The sequence below is a fragment of the Corynebacterium gottingense genome (genome assembly GCF_002285125.1).
Taxonomy (GTDB): domain Bacteria; phylum Actinomycetota; class Actinomycetes; order Mycobacteriales; family Mycobacteriaceae; genus Corynebacterium; species Corynebacterium gottingense.
On record NZ_NSGN01000008.1, the window covers coordinates 48,891 to 64,749 of the forward strand.

15 protein-coding genes are annotated in these 15,859 nt (G+C 67.3%); 7 read left to right on the plus strand and 8 right to left on the minus strand.

What is annotated here, in order from left to right; genetic code table 11:
* Window position 1: 1 nt before the first annotated feature.
* Window positions 2–2,614 (minus strand): hypothetical protein, encoded by a 2,613-nt coding sequence (locus tag CKJ82_RS08580; RefSeq protein ID WP_095537787.1) that lies wholly within the window; start codon window positions 2,612–2,614, stop codon window positions 2–4.
* A 29-nt stretch (window positions 2,615–2,643) separates the two neighbouring features.
* A complete protein-coding gene (locus CKJ82_RS08585) occupies window positions 2,644–3,648 on the minus strand; it encodes an NUDIX hydrolase (protein ID WP_095537788.1) in 1,005 nt (334 codons plus the stop codon).
* 155 nt (window positions 3,649–3,803) lie between these two features.
* On the opposite strand from CKJ82_RS08585, the gene CKJ82_RS08590 reads away from it, so the two are divergent.
* From CKJ82_RS08590 to CKJ82_RS08615, 6 genes are all read left to right on the plus strand, one after another.
* A complete protein-coding gene (locus CKJ82_RS08590) occupies window positions 3,804–5,228 on the plus strand; it encodes a CCA tRNA nucleotidyltransferase (protein ID WP_420838563.1) in 1,425 nt (474 codons plus the stop codon).
* Between the two features lie 39 nt (window positions 5,229–5,267).
* Window positions 5,268–5,984 carry an AzlC family ABC transporter permease gene (locus tag CKJ82_RS08595; protein ID WP_240510738.1) on the plus strand — a complete coding sequence of 239 codons (717 nt, stop codon included), beginning with the start codon at window positions 5,268–5,270 and terminating at the stop codon, window positions 5,982–5,984.
* Window positions 5,984–6,322, plus strand: a complete 339-nt coding sequence (locus CKJ82_RS08600; protein WP_095537859.1) for a branched-chain amino acid transport AzlD family protein — start codon at window positions 5,984–5,986, stop codon at window positions 6,320–6,322. The genes CKJ82_RS08595 and CKJ82_RS08600 overlap by 1 nt, the downstream gene beginning before the upstream one ends.
* Before the next feature lie 224 nt (window positions 6,323–6,546).
* Entirely contained in the window at window positions 6,547–6,966 is a 420-nt protein-coding gene (locus CKJ82_RS08605; protein ID WP_095537789.1) for a hypothetical protein, read from the plus strand.
* Between the two features lie 318 nt (window positions 6,967–7,284).
* On the plus strand, window positions 7,285–7,725 hold the full coding sequence (locus CKJ82_RS08610) for a hypothetical protein (RefSeq protein ID WP_095537790.1): 441 nt from the start codon (window positions 7,285–7,287) through the stop codon (window positions 7,723–7,725).
* Window positions 7,726–8,061: 336 nt separating this feature from the next.
* Window positions 8,062–9,432 (plus strand): AIPR family protein, encoded by a 1,371-nt coding sequence (locus tag CKJ82_RS08615; RefSeq protein WP_095537791.1) that lies wholly within the window; start codon window positions 8,062–8,064, stop codon window positions 9,430–9,432.
* Between the two features lie 5 nt (window positions 9,433–9,437).
* Here the strand turns inward: CKJ82_RS08615 and CKJ82_RS08620 are convergent, their stop codons facing one another.
* Both CKJ82_RS08620 and CKJ82_RS08625 read right to left on the minus strand, forming a co-directional pair.
* Window positions 9,438–9,758 (minus strand): hypothetical protein, encoded by a 321-nt coding sequence (locus tag CKJ82_RS08620; protein ID WP_095535549.1) that lies wholly within the window; start codon window positions 9,756–9,758, stop codon window positions 9,438–9,440.
* A gap of 6 nt (window positions 9,759–9,764) precedes the next feature.
* Complete coding sequence (locus tag CKJ82_RS08625) at window positions 9,765–10,739, minus strand: bile acid:sodium symporter family protein (RefSeq protein ID WP_095537792.1); 975 nt, start codon at window positions 10,737–10,739, stop codon at window positions 9,765–9,767.
* Window positions 10,740–10,762: 23 nt separating this feature from the next.
* Between CKJ82_RS08625 and CKJ82_RS08630 the strand changes: the two genes are divergently transcribed.
* Entirely contained in the window at window positions 10,763–11,863 is a 1,101-nt protein-coding gene (locus CKJ82_RS08630) for an NADH:flavin oxidoreductase/NADH oxidase (protein ID WP_095537793.1), read from the plus strand.
* Between the two features lie 79 nt (window positions 11,864–11,942).
* Here the strand turns inward: CKJ82_RS08630 and CKJ82_RS08635 are convergent, their stop codons facing one another.
* The 4 genes from CKJ82_RS08635 to trpCF are packed head-to-tail and all read right to left on the minus strand — an operon-like array spanning window position 11,943 to window position 15,852.
* On the minus strand, window positions 11,943–12,317 hold the full coding sequence (locus tag CKJ82_RS08635) for a Rieske (2Fe-2S) protein (RefSeq protein ID WP_095278640.1): 375 nt from the start codon (window positions 12,315–12,317) through the stop codon (window positions 11,943–11,945).
* Window positions 12,314–13,171 carry a tryptophan synthase subunit alpha gene (gene trpA, locus CKJ82_RS08640; RefSeq protein WP_095537794.1) on the minus strand — a complete coding sequence of 286 codons (858 nt, stop codon included), beginning with the start codon at window positions 13,169–13,171 and terminating at the stop codon, window positions 12,314–12,316. The genes CKJ82_RS08635 and trpA overlap by 4 nt, the downstream gene beginning before the upstream one ends.
* 1 nt (window position 13,172) lies before the next feature.
* Complete coding sequence (gene trpB, locus CKJ82_RS08645; RefSeq protein WP_095537795.1) at window positions 13,173–14,420, minus strand: tryptophan synthase subunit beta; 1,248 nt, start codon at window positions 14,418–14,420, stop codon at window positions 13,173–13,175.
* Window positions 14,413–15,852 (minus strand): bifunctional indole-3-glycerol-phosphate synthase TrpC/phosphoribosylanthranilate isomerase TrpF, encoded by a 1,440-nt coding sequence (trpCF, locus tag CKJ82_RS08650; RefSeq protein ID WP_095537796.1) that lies wholly within the window; start codon window positions 15,850–15,852, stop codon window positions 14,413–14,415. The genes trpB and trpCF overlap by 8 nt, the downstream gene beginning before the upstream one ends.
* Window positions 15,853–15,859: the final 7 nt, after the last annotated feature.

A 15,859-nucleotide genomic window follows, 5' to 3' on the forward strand; every position in this document is an offset into this window, starting at 1 on the left:
ATCACGGGTTTGGTGGTTCGTCCGGGTTGTGCGGCTGCCTGTTCGGCGGCTGGGTGGGTGGCGCGTGTGGCGGCGGGTCGTTCCCGGTCGCCGCCGGCGCGTGCTCGCCTGAGTTGGGGGACCGCGAGCGTCGCTTCCGCCCGACCGTGAGCGCGAGCAGCACCGTCACGACGGCGCTGAGCGCGGCGACGAACACCCACCCGCGCACGGCGATCGCCGCGGTGCGCACGGTGATGTCCACGGGCTGCGACATCGGCGCGCCCTTCGGCCCCGCGAGGAACAGCTTCAGGTCGGTCCCCCGCTTCGTCTCCGGCAGGTCCGCCGTCATCTGCACGGTCACGGAGCCCCGCGCGGGAATCCGCATCTCGCGCGGCACGTTGAGCGTCGCGCCCTCGGGCCCGCGGTACTGAATCGACGTTTGCACGGGCAGCGGCATGCCGTTTTGGGCGACGATGAGCAAAGGGCTGCTTGGCGACGTCCGCGTGTACACATTCCCCGGCGGAATCAGCGCAACCGAACGGCGCAGCTCTGTCAGCGTGTCCCGGGAGCCGGCGAGTCGGCCGCTCGTCGCGGCGGCGGCGTCGGAGTATTCGTGCACGCTGCGCCGCTCGCCCGTGCTCAGCGCGGTGATGAGGTCGCGGCGCAGCGGGAGCGTGTACCCGTAGCGGGTCAGTGCGATGGAGGAGTCCGGCGCAAGCAGCTCGGTGAGGTCGTTGGTAAACCGCGCCTGCTGCGTGGTGGCCATGATCTCGGAGTCGGTGAACGCACCCGGGTCGGAGTACGGGGTGCCCACGTTCGCGGCGGCCGGAACCTCTGCGGGCGCCTCCAGGTAGGCGTTGAGCGACACGGGCTGCGCCCCGCCGTTGGTCACCAGGTCCGCCACTGTGCCCAGCAGCACCGACGCGGTGTCCGCGTCCCACGTCGCGGGCGGGTTCACCAGCACCGGCTCCGTCGCCGGTTCGCCCTCCCACGTCCACGCCTGCTGCGCAGCGAGGCGGATGGCCGATGCAGCGTTGACGGCGCGCGAGTGGTCGGAGTCCATGGTGTAGTCGAAGCGGGTGACTTCGGGGGCGTAGGACACGGTGGTCGGTGCGGGACCGACGGTGGCGAGCACCGATGCCAAGTCGTCCTGGTACCCCACCGCGAGAACGTTCGGCGCGGCCCACGCGAACCGCTGCGCCGCGGGGCCGTCCCCTTCCGATGTTTCACGTGAAACATCGCCGGCGGGTGACCCGGACTCGATTGTGTTGCCGGGGAGCAGCACGCGCACGGTCTGCACGGGCATGGGCGCCGCGGCGGAGCTGGCGGAGCCGGGCGTGTTCGCCTCCAGGGCGTCGACGCCAGTGTGCTCGGCGGCCGCCTGCGCCGCGAGCGCCTCGGTGCGCTCCCACGCGGCCTGCATCCCCTCCTCGGCGACGGTGGACCGGGAGTGGTCCGCCCACCCGAGGGCCGGGATGCTTTCCCCCTCCAGCGCCGTATTGCCGGGGACGACCGTGTTGAGCATCCCCGCGTTGCCCAGGATGCGCTCCAGGACGGTCGGGCCGCGCTCGATCGCCTCGCGCATGAGCCACGGGTCCCCAGTGCGCGCGACGGCGTCGAGGTCTGCGTTCGCCCATGGCAGGGCCACGGTGCAGCTTTGTGCCGAGACCTGCCGCAGTTTTTCCAGGAACGCGGCCGCGTCGTCCTGGCCTGGCCCAGGGGCCGGCGACCAATCGTCGTTGTGGGAGCCCCAGGAGTCACGGAGTCGCTGCGGTTCCTTCACCACCGGCTGGCGCTCCTGCGAGATGACGTAGCCGCGGCTCATCCGGTCGACGGTGTCCACGAGCGCCGGGTCGATGGCGGCGCACGTGGCCTCGCGGACCGCGGGGGTCTGCGTCGCGGCGAGGTAGCCGTCCACGAGCTGGTCCAGCCTTCCGCCGGGCGCGATCTCGGTGGCCAGGGCGTCGGAGGCGAGGACCAGCTGTGGCTCCTCGGGCGCGTCGCCGGTCTCCCCGGGGACGATGTCCACCGGCGCGGCAATTGGGTACAGGGCGGTCATGCCGCCGGGGGCGGCGCCGTCGGCAAGCCCGCGCACCGTGAGGTGGAAGCGCTCGGAGTCGAGCGGGGCGCCGTTGGCGTCGATAAGCACCAGGCTCACGGGGTACGTGCCGAGCGCGTTGAGGCCGAGGGAATCGCTGTGCAGGTCGAGGTCGATCTCGGCGGACTCGCCCGCGGCGATGCGCTTATCGACGCTCACGCGCTCCCCCGCCACGCCGTACTCGCCAGTCGCCGCGATCGTGGCCATGCGCTGGTCCGCGACGGATCCGGTCAGCGGGCCGCGGCGGGGCACGATGCTCAGGCCCTTGAGCGTGCGCTGGGACGTATTGGTGACGCGAAGTTTCACGTGAAACGGATCGTGCGCCTGGACCGAGTCTGGTGCCTCGATCGCGGCGAGCCTGGCCAGTGCGCCCTCCCCCTCGCGGACGTTGGGGTTGACCCACTGGTCCGTCACCGACGGGTCGGACGGGTCGGTGGGCACGGGGAGCGTCTCCGGGATGCCCGCGGCGGACAGGCCCGGTGCGCCGACGACGAAGAGGGCCGCCGCGCCGAGCGCGCCGACCGCCCGCGCGTGCATGGGTCTGGTGCTCCCGCCGTGGCCGTGGGTCATCGCGGGGTGACCCTTCCGGCCTCAAACTCGGCGCGCGCCAGGTCCGGGAGACGGTCGTACGCCACGCGGGCCAGTTTGCGCTCGTCCGCGTAGGCGAGCCGCTCGATGAGCTCGCTCAGCGGCACCCAGGCCACCTCGGTGACTTCGGGGTCCTCGTCGTTGAGGATGCCGTCGACGTAGCGCAGCAGGTTGTGGTGCACCGTCTTGTGGATGCGCACCCCGTCAGAGACGAACCAGTAATCGATCGTGCCGAGGGTGTCGAAGGCCTCGCCGACGATGCCGGTCTCCTCCCACACCTCGCGCTCCGCGGTGCGCCACTGGTGCTCGCCGTCCTCCACGTGGCCCTTGGGCATGGACCAGAGGAGTCGCCGGCGGCGGTCGAGGCGCCCGATCAGCGCCACGTACAGCTGCGACATGTCGACCTTCTTGGTGTCGGGGTGCACCGCCTCGGCGAGCCCGGACACGACGAGGCCGCCCGCCGACGTCTCGTCGCGCGTGACCATCCCCGAGTTCTCGTGGTGGCTGTAGTGCGATTGCCGACGATTCCCGCCCCGGCCCCGCTTCCGCCGCGCAGCATTCTTGCCGCCCTTGGGATGCTTGCCCTTGCCTCCCTTGGCGTCGTCCTTCCCGTTGGACTGGTTCTTTGGTTGGCCCTTGGACTGGTTCTTCGGCTGGTTCTTGGCCTGGCTTCCGCCGCGCCCGCGGTGGCGGCGGCGCCGACTTCCACGGCCCCGGTTGCTGCTGCCGCCGCCGTTCTCGCTTTGCTTGGCCTGGCCGCCCTGCTGGTTGCCCTGGCCCTGGGCGCTCTGGCTCTGGGCGCTCTGCCCACCCTGGCCGCCCTGGCCGCGCGAGCGACGCCGCCGGCGCCGGCGCCTCGGCCGTCCGCCGTTGGAATCCGCTCCCCTGGCGCCGCCGGCGCCACCGCTACCGCCGGCGCCGTTGGGACGGGCGTCGGTGCGGTTGGGTGCGGAGCCCTGGGAGGGCCGTGTGTTCTCGTTCATCCGCCTTATCGTATCGGTCAGCGGGCCGTTTGTGGTATTTAACAGGCCCTTACGGTCCACGGGAACGGGCAGGTATCGTGTGACGGGTGACTACGCCGAAGACTTACCCTTCCCTGTTCGACCTCCCCGACGCTGACGACCCCAACGCGGCGGCGGTGTTGTTGGCGCGTGCGCAGGGGAGCGTCGATAAGCTTTCCCCATTCTTGACGCCGCTGGCCGCTCGTTTCGCGGAGCGCGGCGAGACCTTATATATGGTCGGCGGGCCAGTGCGCGATGCGATGCTGGGCAAGCTCGGGCACGACCTCGATTTCACCACGTCGGCGCGGCCGGAGGTGACGCAGGAGATTCTGCGCGAATGGGGCGAAAACACGTGGGACGCGGGCATCGAGTTTGGCACCGTCGCCGCGGTGAAGCACGGCAAGCAGGTCGAGATCACGACGTTCCGCGCCGATCTCTACGACGGCGTGACGCGCAACCCCGAGGTCACCTTCGGCGACACGCTCGAGGGCGACCTGGTCAGGCGCGACTTTGCCTGCAATGCGATGGCGATCGAGCTTTCGCTTGTCGACGCCACCCTCACCCCCACCTTCCACGATCCCGTCGGCGGACTCGACGATCTGCTCGCGCGCCGACTCGACACGCCCCAGGCGCCGGAGATCTCGTTCCGGGACGACCCGCTGCGCATGCTGCGCGCCGCCCGCTTTGTCTCCCAGCTCGGCTTCGAGGTCGCGCCACGCGTGTTCGACGCGATGCGCGCAATGGCCGGCGAGATCGGCCGCATCACCGTCGAGCGCGTGCAAGCGGAGCTGGACAAGCTCATGCTCGGCGCGCGACCGTGGGAGGGCATCGATCTGCTCGTACAGACCGGACTGGCCGACGAGGTGCTGCCGGAGATTCCAGCACTGCAGCTGGAGCAGGACGAACACATGCAGCACAAAGATGTGTACCGCCACTCGCTGACGGTGCTGCGTCAGGCGACCGAGCTGGAGGACGAGGGCCCGGACCTGAAGCTGCGGTGGGCGGCGCTCATGCACGACATTGGCAAGCCGGATACCCGCGCGGCCAAGGAGGGCGGCGGCGTGAGCTTCCACCACCACGAGGTCGTCGGGGCGAAGATGACGCGCAAGCGCATGCGGAAGCTGAAGTACCCGAAGCACGTGATTGAGGATGTGGGTCAGCTCGTGTTTCTGCACATGCGCTTCCACGGCTTCGGCGAGGGCCAGTGGACGGATTCCGCGGTGCGCCGCTACGTTACCGACGCCGGCGATCTCCTCCCCCGGCTGCACAAGCTGGTGCGCGCCGACTGCACCACGAGGAATCCAAAGAAGGCACGCCGCCTGCAGCGCACTTATGATCATTTGGAAGAGCGCATCGCGGACATCGCGGCCAAGGAGGACCTCGCCCGCGTGCGCCCCGACATTGACGGCAACGAGATCATGCAGATTCTCGGGCTCGAGCCGGGCCCCCAGGTGGGCAAGGCGTGGAAGTACATGAAGGAATTGCGACTCGAGCGCGGCGAGCTCGATCACGACGAGGCGGTCGCGGAGCTCAAGGCGTGGTGGGCAGCGCAAAGCGAATAGCGGGCTGACCCGGCCCGCAGGAGGGCAGGTGGAGCAACATTGCATGTTTCACGTGAAACATTGGATGAAGTCCGCGCGGGCATCAAGGACACGTGGCTCGTCGGGCTGGGGTTGATTCCTCTCGGACTTGCCTTCGGTCTGTTGATGACCCAAGCCGGATACGCCTGGTGGTGGACGCCCATCTTCTCAACGGTGATCTACGCCGGATCTCTGGAGTTCCTCGCCATCAACATGGTCGCTGCTGGCATCGGTCCCCTCTCGGCTGCGGTGACCGGGTTCATGGTGAATTTCCGCCACATTTTTTACGGTCTCACCTACCCCCGCCACCTCATCCGTTCGTGGTGGGGCCGGCGCTACTCGGCGTACGCGCTCACTGACGAGACCTACGCCATCGTCTCCGCCCGCGGCCCCAACGCCCCGGTGAGCGGTCCCCGACTACTGACCATCCAGGTGGTGTGCCAGCTGTTGTGGGTCATCCCCGGGATCATCGGGGCGCTAGCCGGCCAGATCATCCCGCCCGACGTGCAAGGCATGGAGTTCGCGCTCAACGCGCTGTTCATCGTCCTGGCGTACGAGGCCCTGCAGTCTTCCCGGGACTTCGGGGCCGTCGTGCTTGCAATGGGGATCGGCATTCTGGCGATGGTGCTGGTGCCCTCCTCGATGCTCATGGTGGCACTGATTGCCTACTTCCTCCTCTTGCTCGTGCGCTACTGGGCGCCGGCGCTGGACAAGGCACTCACGTGGAGGGTGCGCTAATGGGACTGCCTGTTGGGATTACCGCGTCGATGGTGTGGGCGGTCCTCATCCCAGTCTGTTTCGTCACAGTGGCGTTAAGGGCCCTGCCCTTCTCCTTCCTCAAACTGCTCAAGGGTAGCCCGTTTATCGAGTTCCTCGGGCTCTACATGCCCGTCGGCGTGATGACGGTGCTCGTGGTGTACACCATTGGCGGCGCTTCCGATTCCCCGGGTGGAACTGGTGCCGCGTTGATCGCGAGCGTTGCGACGCTCGCGCTCCACGCTTGGCGACGCTCCCCCGGCCTCTCAATCTTCGCCGGCACACTTTTGTACATGGCCTTGGTGAACCTGGTGTTCTAGGTTCGGCGGTGTGTTGGGGCCGGGGGCCGGTAAATACCGATAGTAAGACCCCGACAACGCGCTCCTGGGCGGCGAGACGGTATCTGAGCGTGCCACGGGCGTAGCGCCGACACAATCCTCCCCCGATGTCCATAGAACTCTGGACAAATACAGAAACGTAGCGGTCCCCTTGTCCGCAATGCCGACCAAAGGCATGGAATGTGAACCGACACAAGGAGTATCTGATGAAGCGCACCATTGCTGCGGGACTCGCTACCGCTACCGCCCTCTCCCTCGCCGCTGTTCCGGCGCAAGCTGCGGAAGAATCGAACGAATTCATCGAGGGTGTGCGCGAATCCGTCGAAGGACCGAAGGGCGTTGTGGAGGATACTCTCGAAGGCGCCGAAGAGGGTGCTCGACAGGGTGTTCAAAAGCGCAAGCTCGACAAGAAGCTCGAGGATGAGGGTTACGGCGCCGCCCCGAAAACCGACGGTGCGAAGGACATGATCGTCGGATCCGTAGAGCAGGGCTCCAGTGCCGATCAGGCGTACCAGGCTACACAGGCGGGCTGGATCCTGACCTGGATCGCTGTCGCAGCCGCTGGCCTTGGTGCCATCGGCTTCGTTGCCAACCAGGCGGGTCTGCTGCCGAACATGCCGTTCTAGTCGCAGCTTTGCCCTAAGTTCCGGGCAGCTCATTCGCACCCCCAGCTAGAGGCTCGTTGAAGTCTCGGTGGCTGGGAGTTTGCGTGGGTCGGTGTCATCTGTGGGCACGAGGCAGTACCCCCGAAGTAACGAAAAGTATTTATGAAAATAGAGACAAACGGGGTAACGCTTCGCGCAACCGCTTCGATACGTCAAATAGTAAGCAGCTGCCAAAGGTTTTTCTGGCAAATGCTTGCGCACCTTGAACAGAACGTTCTCGGTTTAACCCTCATCGAGGTGCGACCCCGCCCCTCGACCCCTACGAGAGAGGAACTTCCCATGAAGCGCTCCGCATCCGCTGCACTCGCAGCAGTAACCGCACTGTCCCTCGCCGTCGCTCCGGCGTACGCGCAGGATGACGCCAACGGCCCGAAGGAGGATCAGGGAGCCTCTTCTTCCCAGGCTGAGGGCAAGGACGGCGAGAAGACCGGCTCCTCCGACATCACCGACGAGGCTGCCAAGGACTACTTCGAGGCCAACAAGGACAAGGCCACCGGCATCGTGAAGTCCTCCACCGAGGGCAAGGATGGCGAGTCCAAGGATCTGAGCGACGCATTCCTGTCCTCCATCAAGAGCGACAAGGCGAACGACTGGGAGCCGGGCAAGACCGCCAACATTCTGCTCGGTACCGGTATCGGCGCGCTCGTACTCGGCGTCCTGGCTGCCGTCGCTGCAAGCGGCGCAGTTCCGGGCCTGGGCAACATCAAGCTCCCGTTCTAAGCTCGAGCGCCTCGTACCGAGGTAGCTTTACGCCCCCGGGCCAACTGTGTGTGCAGTCGGTCTCGGGGGCGTTGTTGTGTCAGTGCCACCGGAACAAAAGCAGCTGTCTCTAATGTGCGACTTATATCACCAAATAGAAGGTTGCGTCCCTAACCCGGAGCACTTATGCTCAGTACCAGTGGTTGATACAAGGTCGCCACGTCGACAACGTGAACTGCCCTGGACAGGGCGGTGGGCTGAACTTGGCCGGACGGCCAGGTGGATTCCGGGGCTCCTGGGGTCGGTGCATACGCATCCAGTCGTGTGTCGAACACCCCAACAGGAAAGGAATCCACCATGTCCATAGACACTCAAGACAAAACCGTCACCTTCAAGGTCGAACTGCGCAACGACGCAAACGTCGGTCCCCTCTACCGCATCAGCGGCGCGGTGAAGATCAAGAACCTGGTTGACCTCATCAGTATCGAGGATCTCACCGCGAACCCCCGTCGTCCGAAGCGCACGACGATCACCGAGGACATCATGCAGACGATCCAGACTGCGCCGGAGATGCTCCCCTTCTACTCCAAGGGCATCCTGATCGGATCCTCGGACGTGGTCGAGCGCGACCGTGATCGCTTCCAACTGCACTTCGCGGACCCGGAACGCGAAGGCGTCCTCGACGGCGGCCACAACCTGATGGCCATCGCGCTGGTACTCCTCGGAGAGGTCGGCGCGAACGAGAAGGTGCTGCGCAAGATCAAGTACTGGGACCAGCTCAAGGAAGCCTGGGCCGAGAACACGAATGCGCTCAAGGCGCTGCGCCAGGAGACCTCCCCTACCCTCGACGCGCTCGTCCCGCTCGAGATCATCGCGCCCCTCGCGGGCCCGGATGTTGGCGACGGCCTCGCTGAGTTCAACAACCTGATTATGGGCATCTGCGCGAACCGCAATCAGAACGCCCAGTTGGCGGCCGACGCGATCGCGAACAAGAGCGGCGTCTTCGACTTCCTCAAGGAGTCCATGCCTGCAGAGCTGGCTGACCAGGTCACGTGGAGTACCAACGACAACAAGCGGATCGACCCCCGCATGCTCGTCTCGCTGCTGTGGGTGTCGCTGGGCAAGGTGCCGACGCTTGGCAACTACGGCATCAAGCCCATCACGCCAACCTCCGCGTACTCCAGCAAGGCGGCCTCGCTGCAGCGATTCACCGACCTGGTCGAGGCGGACGGCGCGGCCGAGAAGACAGACGACGGGAAGAGCTACGTGGTGCTCGACGGCTACATCGCGTCGGCCTTCGAGATGATCGTTGACATCCTCAATTGCCACGATTACATCTACACCGGCTTCAAGGACGCCTATAACGAGAACGGCGGTTCCTTCGGGCGCATCGGCGCGGTGAAGAAGACGTCGAAGGGCACGAACCGCACCCTGGTCACGAACGAGCTTGTTGAGCACGAGGTGCCGCCGGCGGGCTACCTCATGCCGCTCCTATTCAGCATCCAGGCGCTGCTCAAAGACGACGCCGAGGCCGGGCGCCTCACCTGGCACAAGCCGCCGCTGGAGTTCCTGCAGGCGCCGGGCAACCTGACCAAGCTCGTCGGCGCGCTGAAGCCGATCATCGAGATGGCCAACTGGAACCCGCAGACCGTCGGCAAGAACTCCGCCTCGTACGAGGTCACCTACGCCAAGCTCAGGGAGCTGCTTTTCGACGACCTGCTCGGGTAGCTCCCCTACCCGATCTCCGGGAACTTCACCTTCGCCTCGCCCCAGAGCCCCTCGAACTCCATCCGGGTCACGCGGGTGGAGGTGATGCCCTCCAGCGCGTCGTAGGAGTCGGGGTGCGGCACCGCGCCCATCGGCTCGTTGGCCTGGCCGATGACGCGTCCTTCGGTGTACACACCGGTGATGGTCTCGTTCGGGTCCAGCTCGATCATGCGGACCATGGTGCAGCGGTCGCTCGAGATCTCCTCGAGCTCCGCAATGTTGAGCAGCTCTCCCCCGAGCTCCGGCACCTGGTAGTGGATGCGCACGTAATGTTTCACGTGAAACATCTCCTTCTAGTGTTGCGATTCGTCGGCACCAGCGTAGCGCGAGACGTACGAGGAGCAGATCACCAGCTGCGTCATGTGGTAGATCATGAGCGGAATAATGAGGGTGCCCAGGGTCGCCCCGCCAAACATCACCGAGGCCATGGGCAGGCCCGTGGCCAACGACTTCTGCGTCCCGCACTGCTGGATGGCCACGGTGTCCGCGCGGTTGAAGCCGAGCGTGCCCGGCACCCAGCCCGTCACCCACAGCATCGCCACGACGAGGGCCGCCGCAAGCGCGATGAGAAACAGAATCTGCCACAGCGGCAGCTGCGTCCACACTCCGGCGACGACGCCCTGGGAGAACGCCGAGTAGACGACCATCCAGATCGACCCGCGGTCCACGATCTTGGTCGCCTTGGACGCGGCGATCTCGCGGACCCGGGGCAGAAAGTTGTGGGCCAGCTGCCCGAGGAGGAACGGGAGGAGGAGTTGGATGGAGATGTCGAGGAAGACGGAGGCGTCGATAAGCACTCCCCCGCTCGAGCGCATGAGCAGCATGGCGAGGAGCGGGGTGGCGACCACGCCGACGAGCGATGAGAGGCTCGCGGCGACGACCGCGCCGCTGGCGTTGCCGCGCGCGATGCCGGTGAGCGCGACGGAGGATTGGACTGTCGACGGCACGAGCGTGAGGAAGAGGATGCCCTGGTAGAGCTCCGGCGAGACAACCGCGGAGAGCGGGCGAAGGAGGATGCCGATGAGCGGGTACACGACGAACGTGCACGCGAGGATGGCGGCGTGGAGCCTCCAGTGGGTCAGGCCGTTGAGGGCCTCGCGGGTGGAGAGGCGCGCGCCGTAGAGGAAGAAGAGGAGCGCGATCGCGAGCTTGACCGCGACGCCGAATCCGTCGGCGAATGCGCCCCGCGCGGGCAGCACGAACGCGATGAGGGCCGAGACGATGATGCCGGCGACCAGGGGGTCGATGCGGGTGAGGAAGTTTGGCATGGTTGAAGTCTATTCTGGGGCGCATGCGATTGAGCGATACATTGACACTCCGCGACCTGGAAATCCGCAACCGCATCTGGCTGCCGCCGATGTGTCAATACCAGGCGAGCGGGCGCGACGGCATCCCGCGGTCCTGGCACATGGTGCACTACGGGGCGCGCGCCGCAGGCGGCTTCGGGCTCATCATCGCGGAAGCCTCCGGTGTCGTGCCCGAGGGACGCATTTCCCCGTTCTGCGCGGGTATTTGGTCCGACGAGCACGCGAAGGCGTGGGCGCCGATCGTGGACTTCGCGCACGAGATGGGTGCGAAGATGGGGATCCAGCTGGGCCACGCGGGCCGGAAGGCGTCAACCTACCCCATGTTGCCCGACAACAAGGGGCGCGGGACAGTGCCGCCGGAGGAGGGTGGCTGGGAAACGCTCGGCCCGAGCGCGATCGCCGCGGACGGGCAGGCCGTCCCCCGCGCGATGACGCTGGAGGAGGTTCGCGCCGTGCCCGGGCAGTTCGCCCAGGCCGCGAAGCACGCCGTTGACGCCGGGTTCGACCTCGTGGAGATCCACGGCGCGCACGGCTACCTGCTCCACCAGTTCCTCTCCCCGATGTCCAACGAGCGCGACGACGAGTACGGCGGCGACTTCGACGGCCGCACCCGCCTCCTGCGGGAGGTCGTCGACGCCGTCCGCGCGGCCATCCCCGAGGGCATGCCACTGCTCGTGCGCCTCTCCGCTACCGATTGGGTCGAGCCCGACGGCTGGCGCGCGAAGGATACAGAGCGCCTCGCTCCCCTGCTCGCCGACGCCGGCGTGGACCTCATCGACGTCTCCACCGGCGGCAACGTCCCGGCCGACATCCCCGCTGCGCCCGGGTACCAGGTCGACTTCGCCCGCCGCGTCCGCAAGGCCGCCGGTCTCCCCACCGCCGCGGTGGGCATGCTTGTCGACGCCACCCAGACCCAAGCCATCCTCGACCGCGAAGAGGCCGACGCCGTCCTCATCGGTCGCGCGGCGTTGCGCAACGCCGAGTGGGCCATCGACGCCCTGCGGGAACTCGGTGTGGCACCGGCGAAACTGCCGTACCCCGATTCGTACTTCCGCGGATGGGACCGGGCGGCACTGCAGTGCTAAGCCGGTCGAGATAGTTGTGACCCCCAACGATTGGAATGCCAACCATTGGGGGTCGCCGTAATGGAGTATCTGGGTGAAGCTAGACCTGGCCGTCGGTTGCGACGAGGTTTTCCCCCTGATCCTCCAAAGGTACTTCCCGCAGTCCCGCCACGGAGGGGCCGGACACCTTCTCACCCGTGGCGGTATTGAACACGGAGCCGTGCGCGGTGCACTTCACGTTCTCGCCCTCGACGACGGTGATCTTCTGCTGCTGGTGCGGGCAGACCGAAGAGTAGGCGACGTACTCGCCGGCGGTCGGCTGGGCGATGATGAAGTGGTCGAGGATGACCGAGCTGCCCACGGGGACCGCGGTCTTGGCTACCTCCTCGCTCGGGGGCTCGCCGCAGGCGGCGAGGAACGCGCCGGCGAAGGTGGTGGCAGTGCCGAGGAGGAAGAGGCGTCGTGAACAAGTCATGCCTTTATCGTAGCCTCTTTCATCTGTGCGACGTAGGCGGACAGTTCCCTGGTGAGCGCGTCCATGTCCGTAATCCGCGCCGACTCGGGGTGCGTGTGCGCTGTGTACTTGGCCACGATGTTGGCGATGGCGGAGCCGGTAATCGCGCCTGCCGCCCCGGCCGCGATCGCGTCGGCGACGTGCTGCGGAGTTGAGATGCCGAAGCCAAGCAGCACCGGCGCCCCGCCGTACGACTGCACGTTGTCCACCACCTCGCGCAGCCCCTCCACCGACGCGGCCTTGTCGGCCCCCGTCACGCCGTCGCGGGAGATGGCGTAGATGTAGCCGCGGGACTGCGCCGCCACCCCCTCGAGCGTCTGCGCGCTCGCCTTTGCGGGTGCGATGTAGATCGGGCAGATGCCCGCCGCCTCCGCCGCCGCGCTGAACGCTGCCGACTCGCGCACGGGCACGTCGGGCAGGAGCACGCTGTCCGCTCCCGCATCGCGGAACGCCGCGTAGAACTCGTCCAACCCGCGCACGTAGGCGACGTTGGCGTAGATGAGCATGCCGATGGGGAGATCCGGGTAGCGCTCGCGGATGGTCCGCACCTGCGCGAGAGCCTTATCGACGCTCGCGCCTCCGTCCAGCGCACGAACGTGGGCTGCCTGGATCGCGGGACCGTCCGCAACAGGGTCGGAGAACGGAACACCGAGTTCGAGGGCGTCGGCTCCGGCGGTCACGACGGCGTCGATAATGCGCAGCGCGTCCTCGGGGGTGGGGTCGGACAGCATGACGAAGGGGACGAATGCCCCCTCGCCTTTTGCCTCCAGTGCCGCGAACGTTGAATCGTAACGTGACGTAGTAGGGGTGGACATCTTAGTTGGTCTCCTTCCGTGCAATCACCCAATCCGGGTGGCTTTCCAGGGTCGCGCGGACGTGCGCGACGTCCTTGTCGCCGCGGCCCGAGAGCGACACGAGGATGGTCAGCGGCGCCGCGTCTTTCGGGTGCGAGGCTGTGCGGTCGAGCGCGTACGCGAGCGCGTGCGAGGACTCGAGGGCCGGAATGATGCCCTCGTACCGGGAGAGCATCTGGAACGCGCGCAGCGCCGCCTCATCGGTGACGGGGGCGTACCGAGCGCGCCCGGACTTGGCCAGGTGCGCGTGCTCGGGCCCGACGGCCGGGTAGTCAAGCCCGGCGGAGATGGAGTAGGACTCCTCCACCTGCCCGTCGGCGTCGCGCATGAGGTAGGAGCGCGTGCCGTGGAGGATACCTACGGTGCCGGCCGCGATCGCGGCCCCGTGCTTGCCCACGCCGACACCCTCTCCCCCGGGCTCCACGCCAATGAGCTCGACGCCGGGCTCGTCGATGAAGTCGGCGAACATGCCGATCGCGTTCGAGCCGCCGCCGACGCAGGCGCACACCACATCCGGCAGCGCGCCCACGCGCTGCTGCATCTGCGCCTTCGCCTCGGCGGAGATGACGCGGTGGAACTCCTTCACAATCTTGGGGAACGGGTGCGGGCCCGCCGCCGTGCCGAGCAGGTAGTGGGACTCGTGGAAGGTGGCGGTCCAGTCGCGGAGCGCCTCGTTTACCGCGTCCTTGAGTGTGCCGGCGCCCGTGTCCACGCCGACGACTTCCGCGCCCATGAGCCGCATCCGGTAGACGTTGGGCTCCTGGCGCGCCATGTCGACCTTGCCCATGTAGATCACGCAGTCCAGGTCCAGGAGCGCGCACGCGAGCGCCGTCGCGGTGCCGTGCTGGCCGGCGCCGGTCTCCGCGATGATGCGGGTCTTGCCCATCTTCTTGGCCAGGAGCGCCTGGCCGATCACCTGGTTTGTCTTGTGCGCGCCGCCGTGGACGAGGTCCTCGCGCTTGAGAAAGATCCGCGCGTTGGCGCCATCGAGCGGCAGGTTCCGGCACTCGGTGAGCGGCGTGGGGCGGCCGAGGTAGTCGCGGAGCAGGCTGCGGTACTCCGCCATGAACTCTTCGTCCTCCCACGCGTCGACGAAGGCTCGCTCGAGCTGGTCGAGCGCGGGGAGGAGCGACTCCGGCACGTACTGGCCGCCGAACTCGCCGTAGTAGGCGGGCAGGATCGTGCTGCCGCCGTGGGTGTAATCACTCATTGTTCGTCCTTGGGTAGTGGTAATTGCCAATGATGTTGAATGCGCGCCGCAGCGCCGCTGCGTCCTTCCGCCCGGCCCACGCGCCGGCGCCCGCCGGGTACTCCACCCCGGAGTTCAGGTCCACGCCCGCGCAGCCAACCCCGAGCGCATCCGGGAGGTTTGCGGGGGTGAGGCCGCCGGCCAGGAGCGCGTGCGGCTTTACCTCGTCGGGGATGTTGTCCCATTCGAAGGTCTCTCCCGAGCCGCCGGCGTGTGCGTCGAGCACAAGCTTATCGACGCCCCGTAGCACCTCGCTTGCAATCGCTCCCCCATCCCCGGCGGTCATGGACACCGCGCGCCAGACCTCGACGGGCGCGTCAGTCGAGTCCGCCGCGCGAACCTCCCCGCGGACGCGGCCGACGAGGTCGAGCTCCGCCTCGATCGACCCTTGGTAGGGCGCATGGACCTGGACGGCGGCGATGCCGGGCTGGATGAGGTCGCCGTACCCGGAGGTCCGCCGGGAAACCGCGACGTACTTGAGGCCCGGCTCGTGCGCGATAATGTCAGCCGATGTTTCACGTGAAACATTGCGGGGGCTCGCCTGCTCGAAGATGAGGCCGCCGTAGACGGCGCCCGCCGCCTTGGCTGCCTGCGCCGCCGGCCAGGAGGTGAGGCCGCAGACCTTGTTCGGCCCGTACACCAGCTCGCGGGCGGCGAGGTCGATGTCCGCCTGGCCGGTGAGCTGCGAGCCGACGAGGAAGCCGTCGGCGTGCGCGCCGAGCTGGCGCACGGTCTCGGCGTCGCGGATGCCCGACTCGGCAACCACCGCCGCCCCCTCGGGCGCGAGCGTGGCCAGCCGGGCCGAGCGCGTGAGGTCGATGGTGAGGTCGTGGAGGTTCCTGTGGTTAACGCCGAAGATGCGCGCCCCGAGCCGGGTGGCGCGCGCCGCTTCCTCCTCGTCGATCACCTCGGTGAGGACGTCCATCCCAAGCGAATCCGCGAGCGCGGACAATCGGCCATAGGTGGCGTCGTCCAGCACTGACAGCATGAGGAGGATGGCGTCCGCGCCGTAGTAGCGGGCGGCGTAGACCTGGACGTCGTCGATGATGAAGTCCTTGCACAACACCGGCAGGTGGGTGCTTGACGCCACCGTCGCCAGGTGGTCGTAGTCCCCACCGAAGCGGTCCGGCTCGCACAGCACCGAAATGCCGGCGGCGTACCGGGAGTAGATGCGCGCGATAGCGCCTGGCTCGTAGTGGTCGCGGATCAGGCCCAGCGAGGGCGAGGAGGACTTGCACTCCATGATAAAGCTCGTCCCCTCCCGCTTGAGGTTGTCGTAGAGGGAGCGCTCCGATTTGGGTAACGTGTCGAAATCGACGTGGGAGACACGCTGCCGGATTTCGTCAAGGTGACCCTTTCGGCCCTCGACAATGTTCTCCAGCACCGTGGGCATCCCGGCG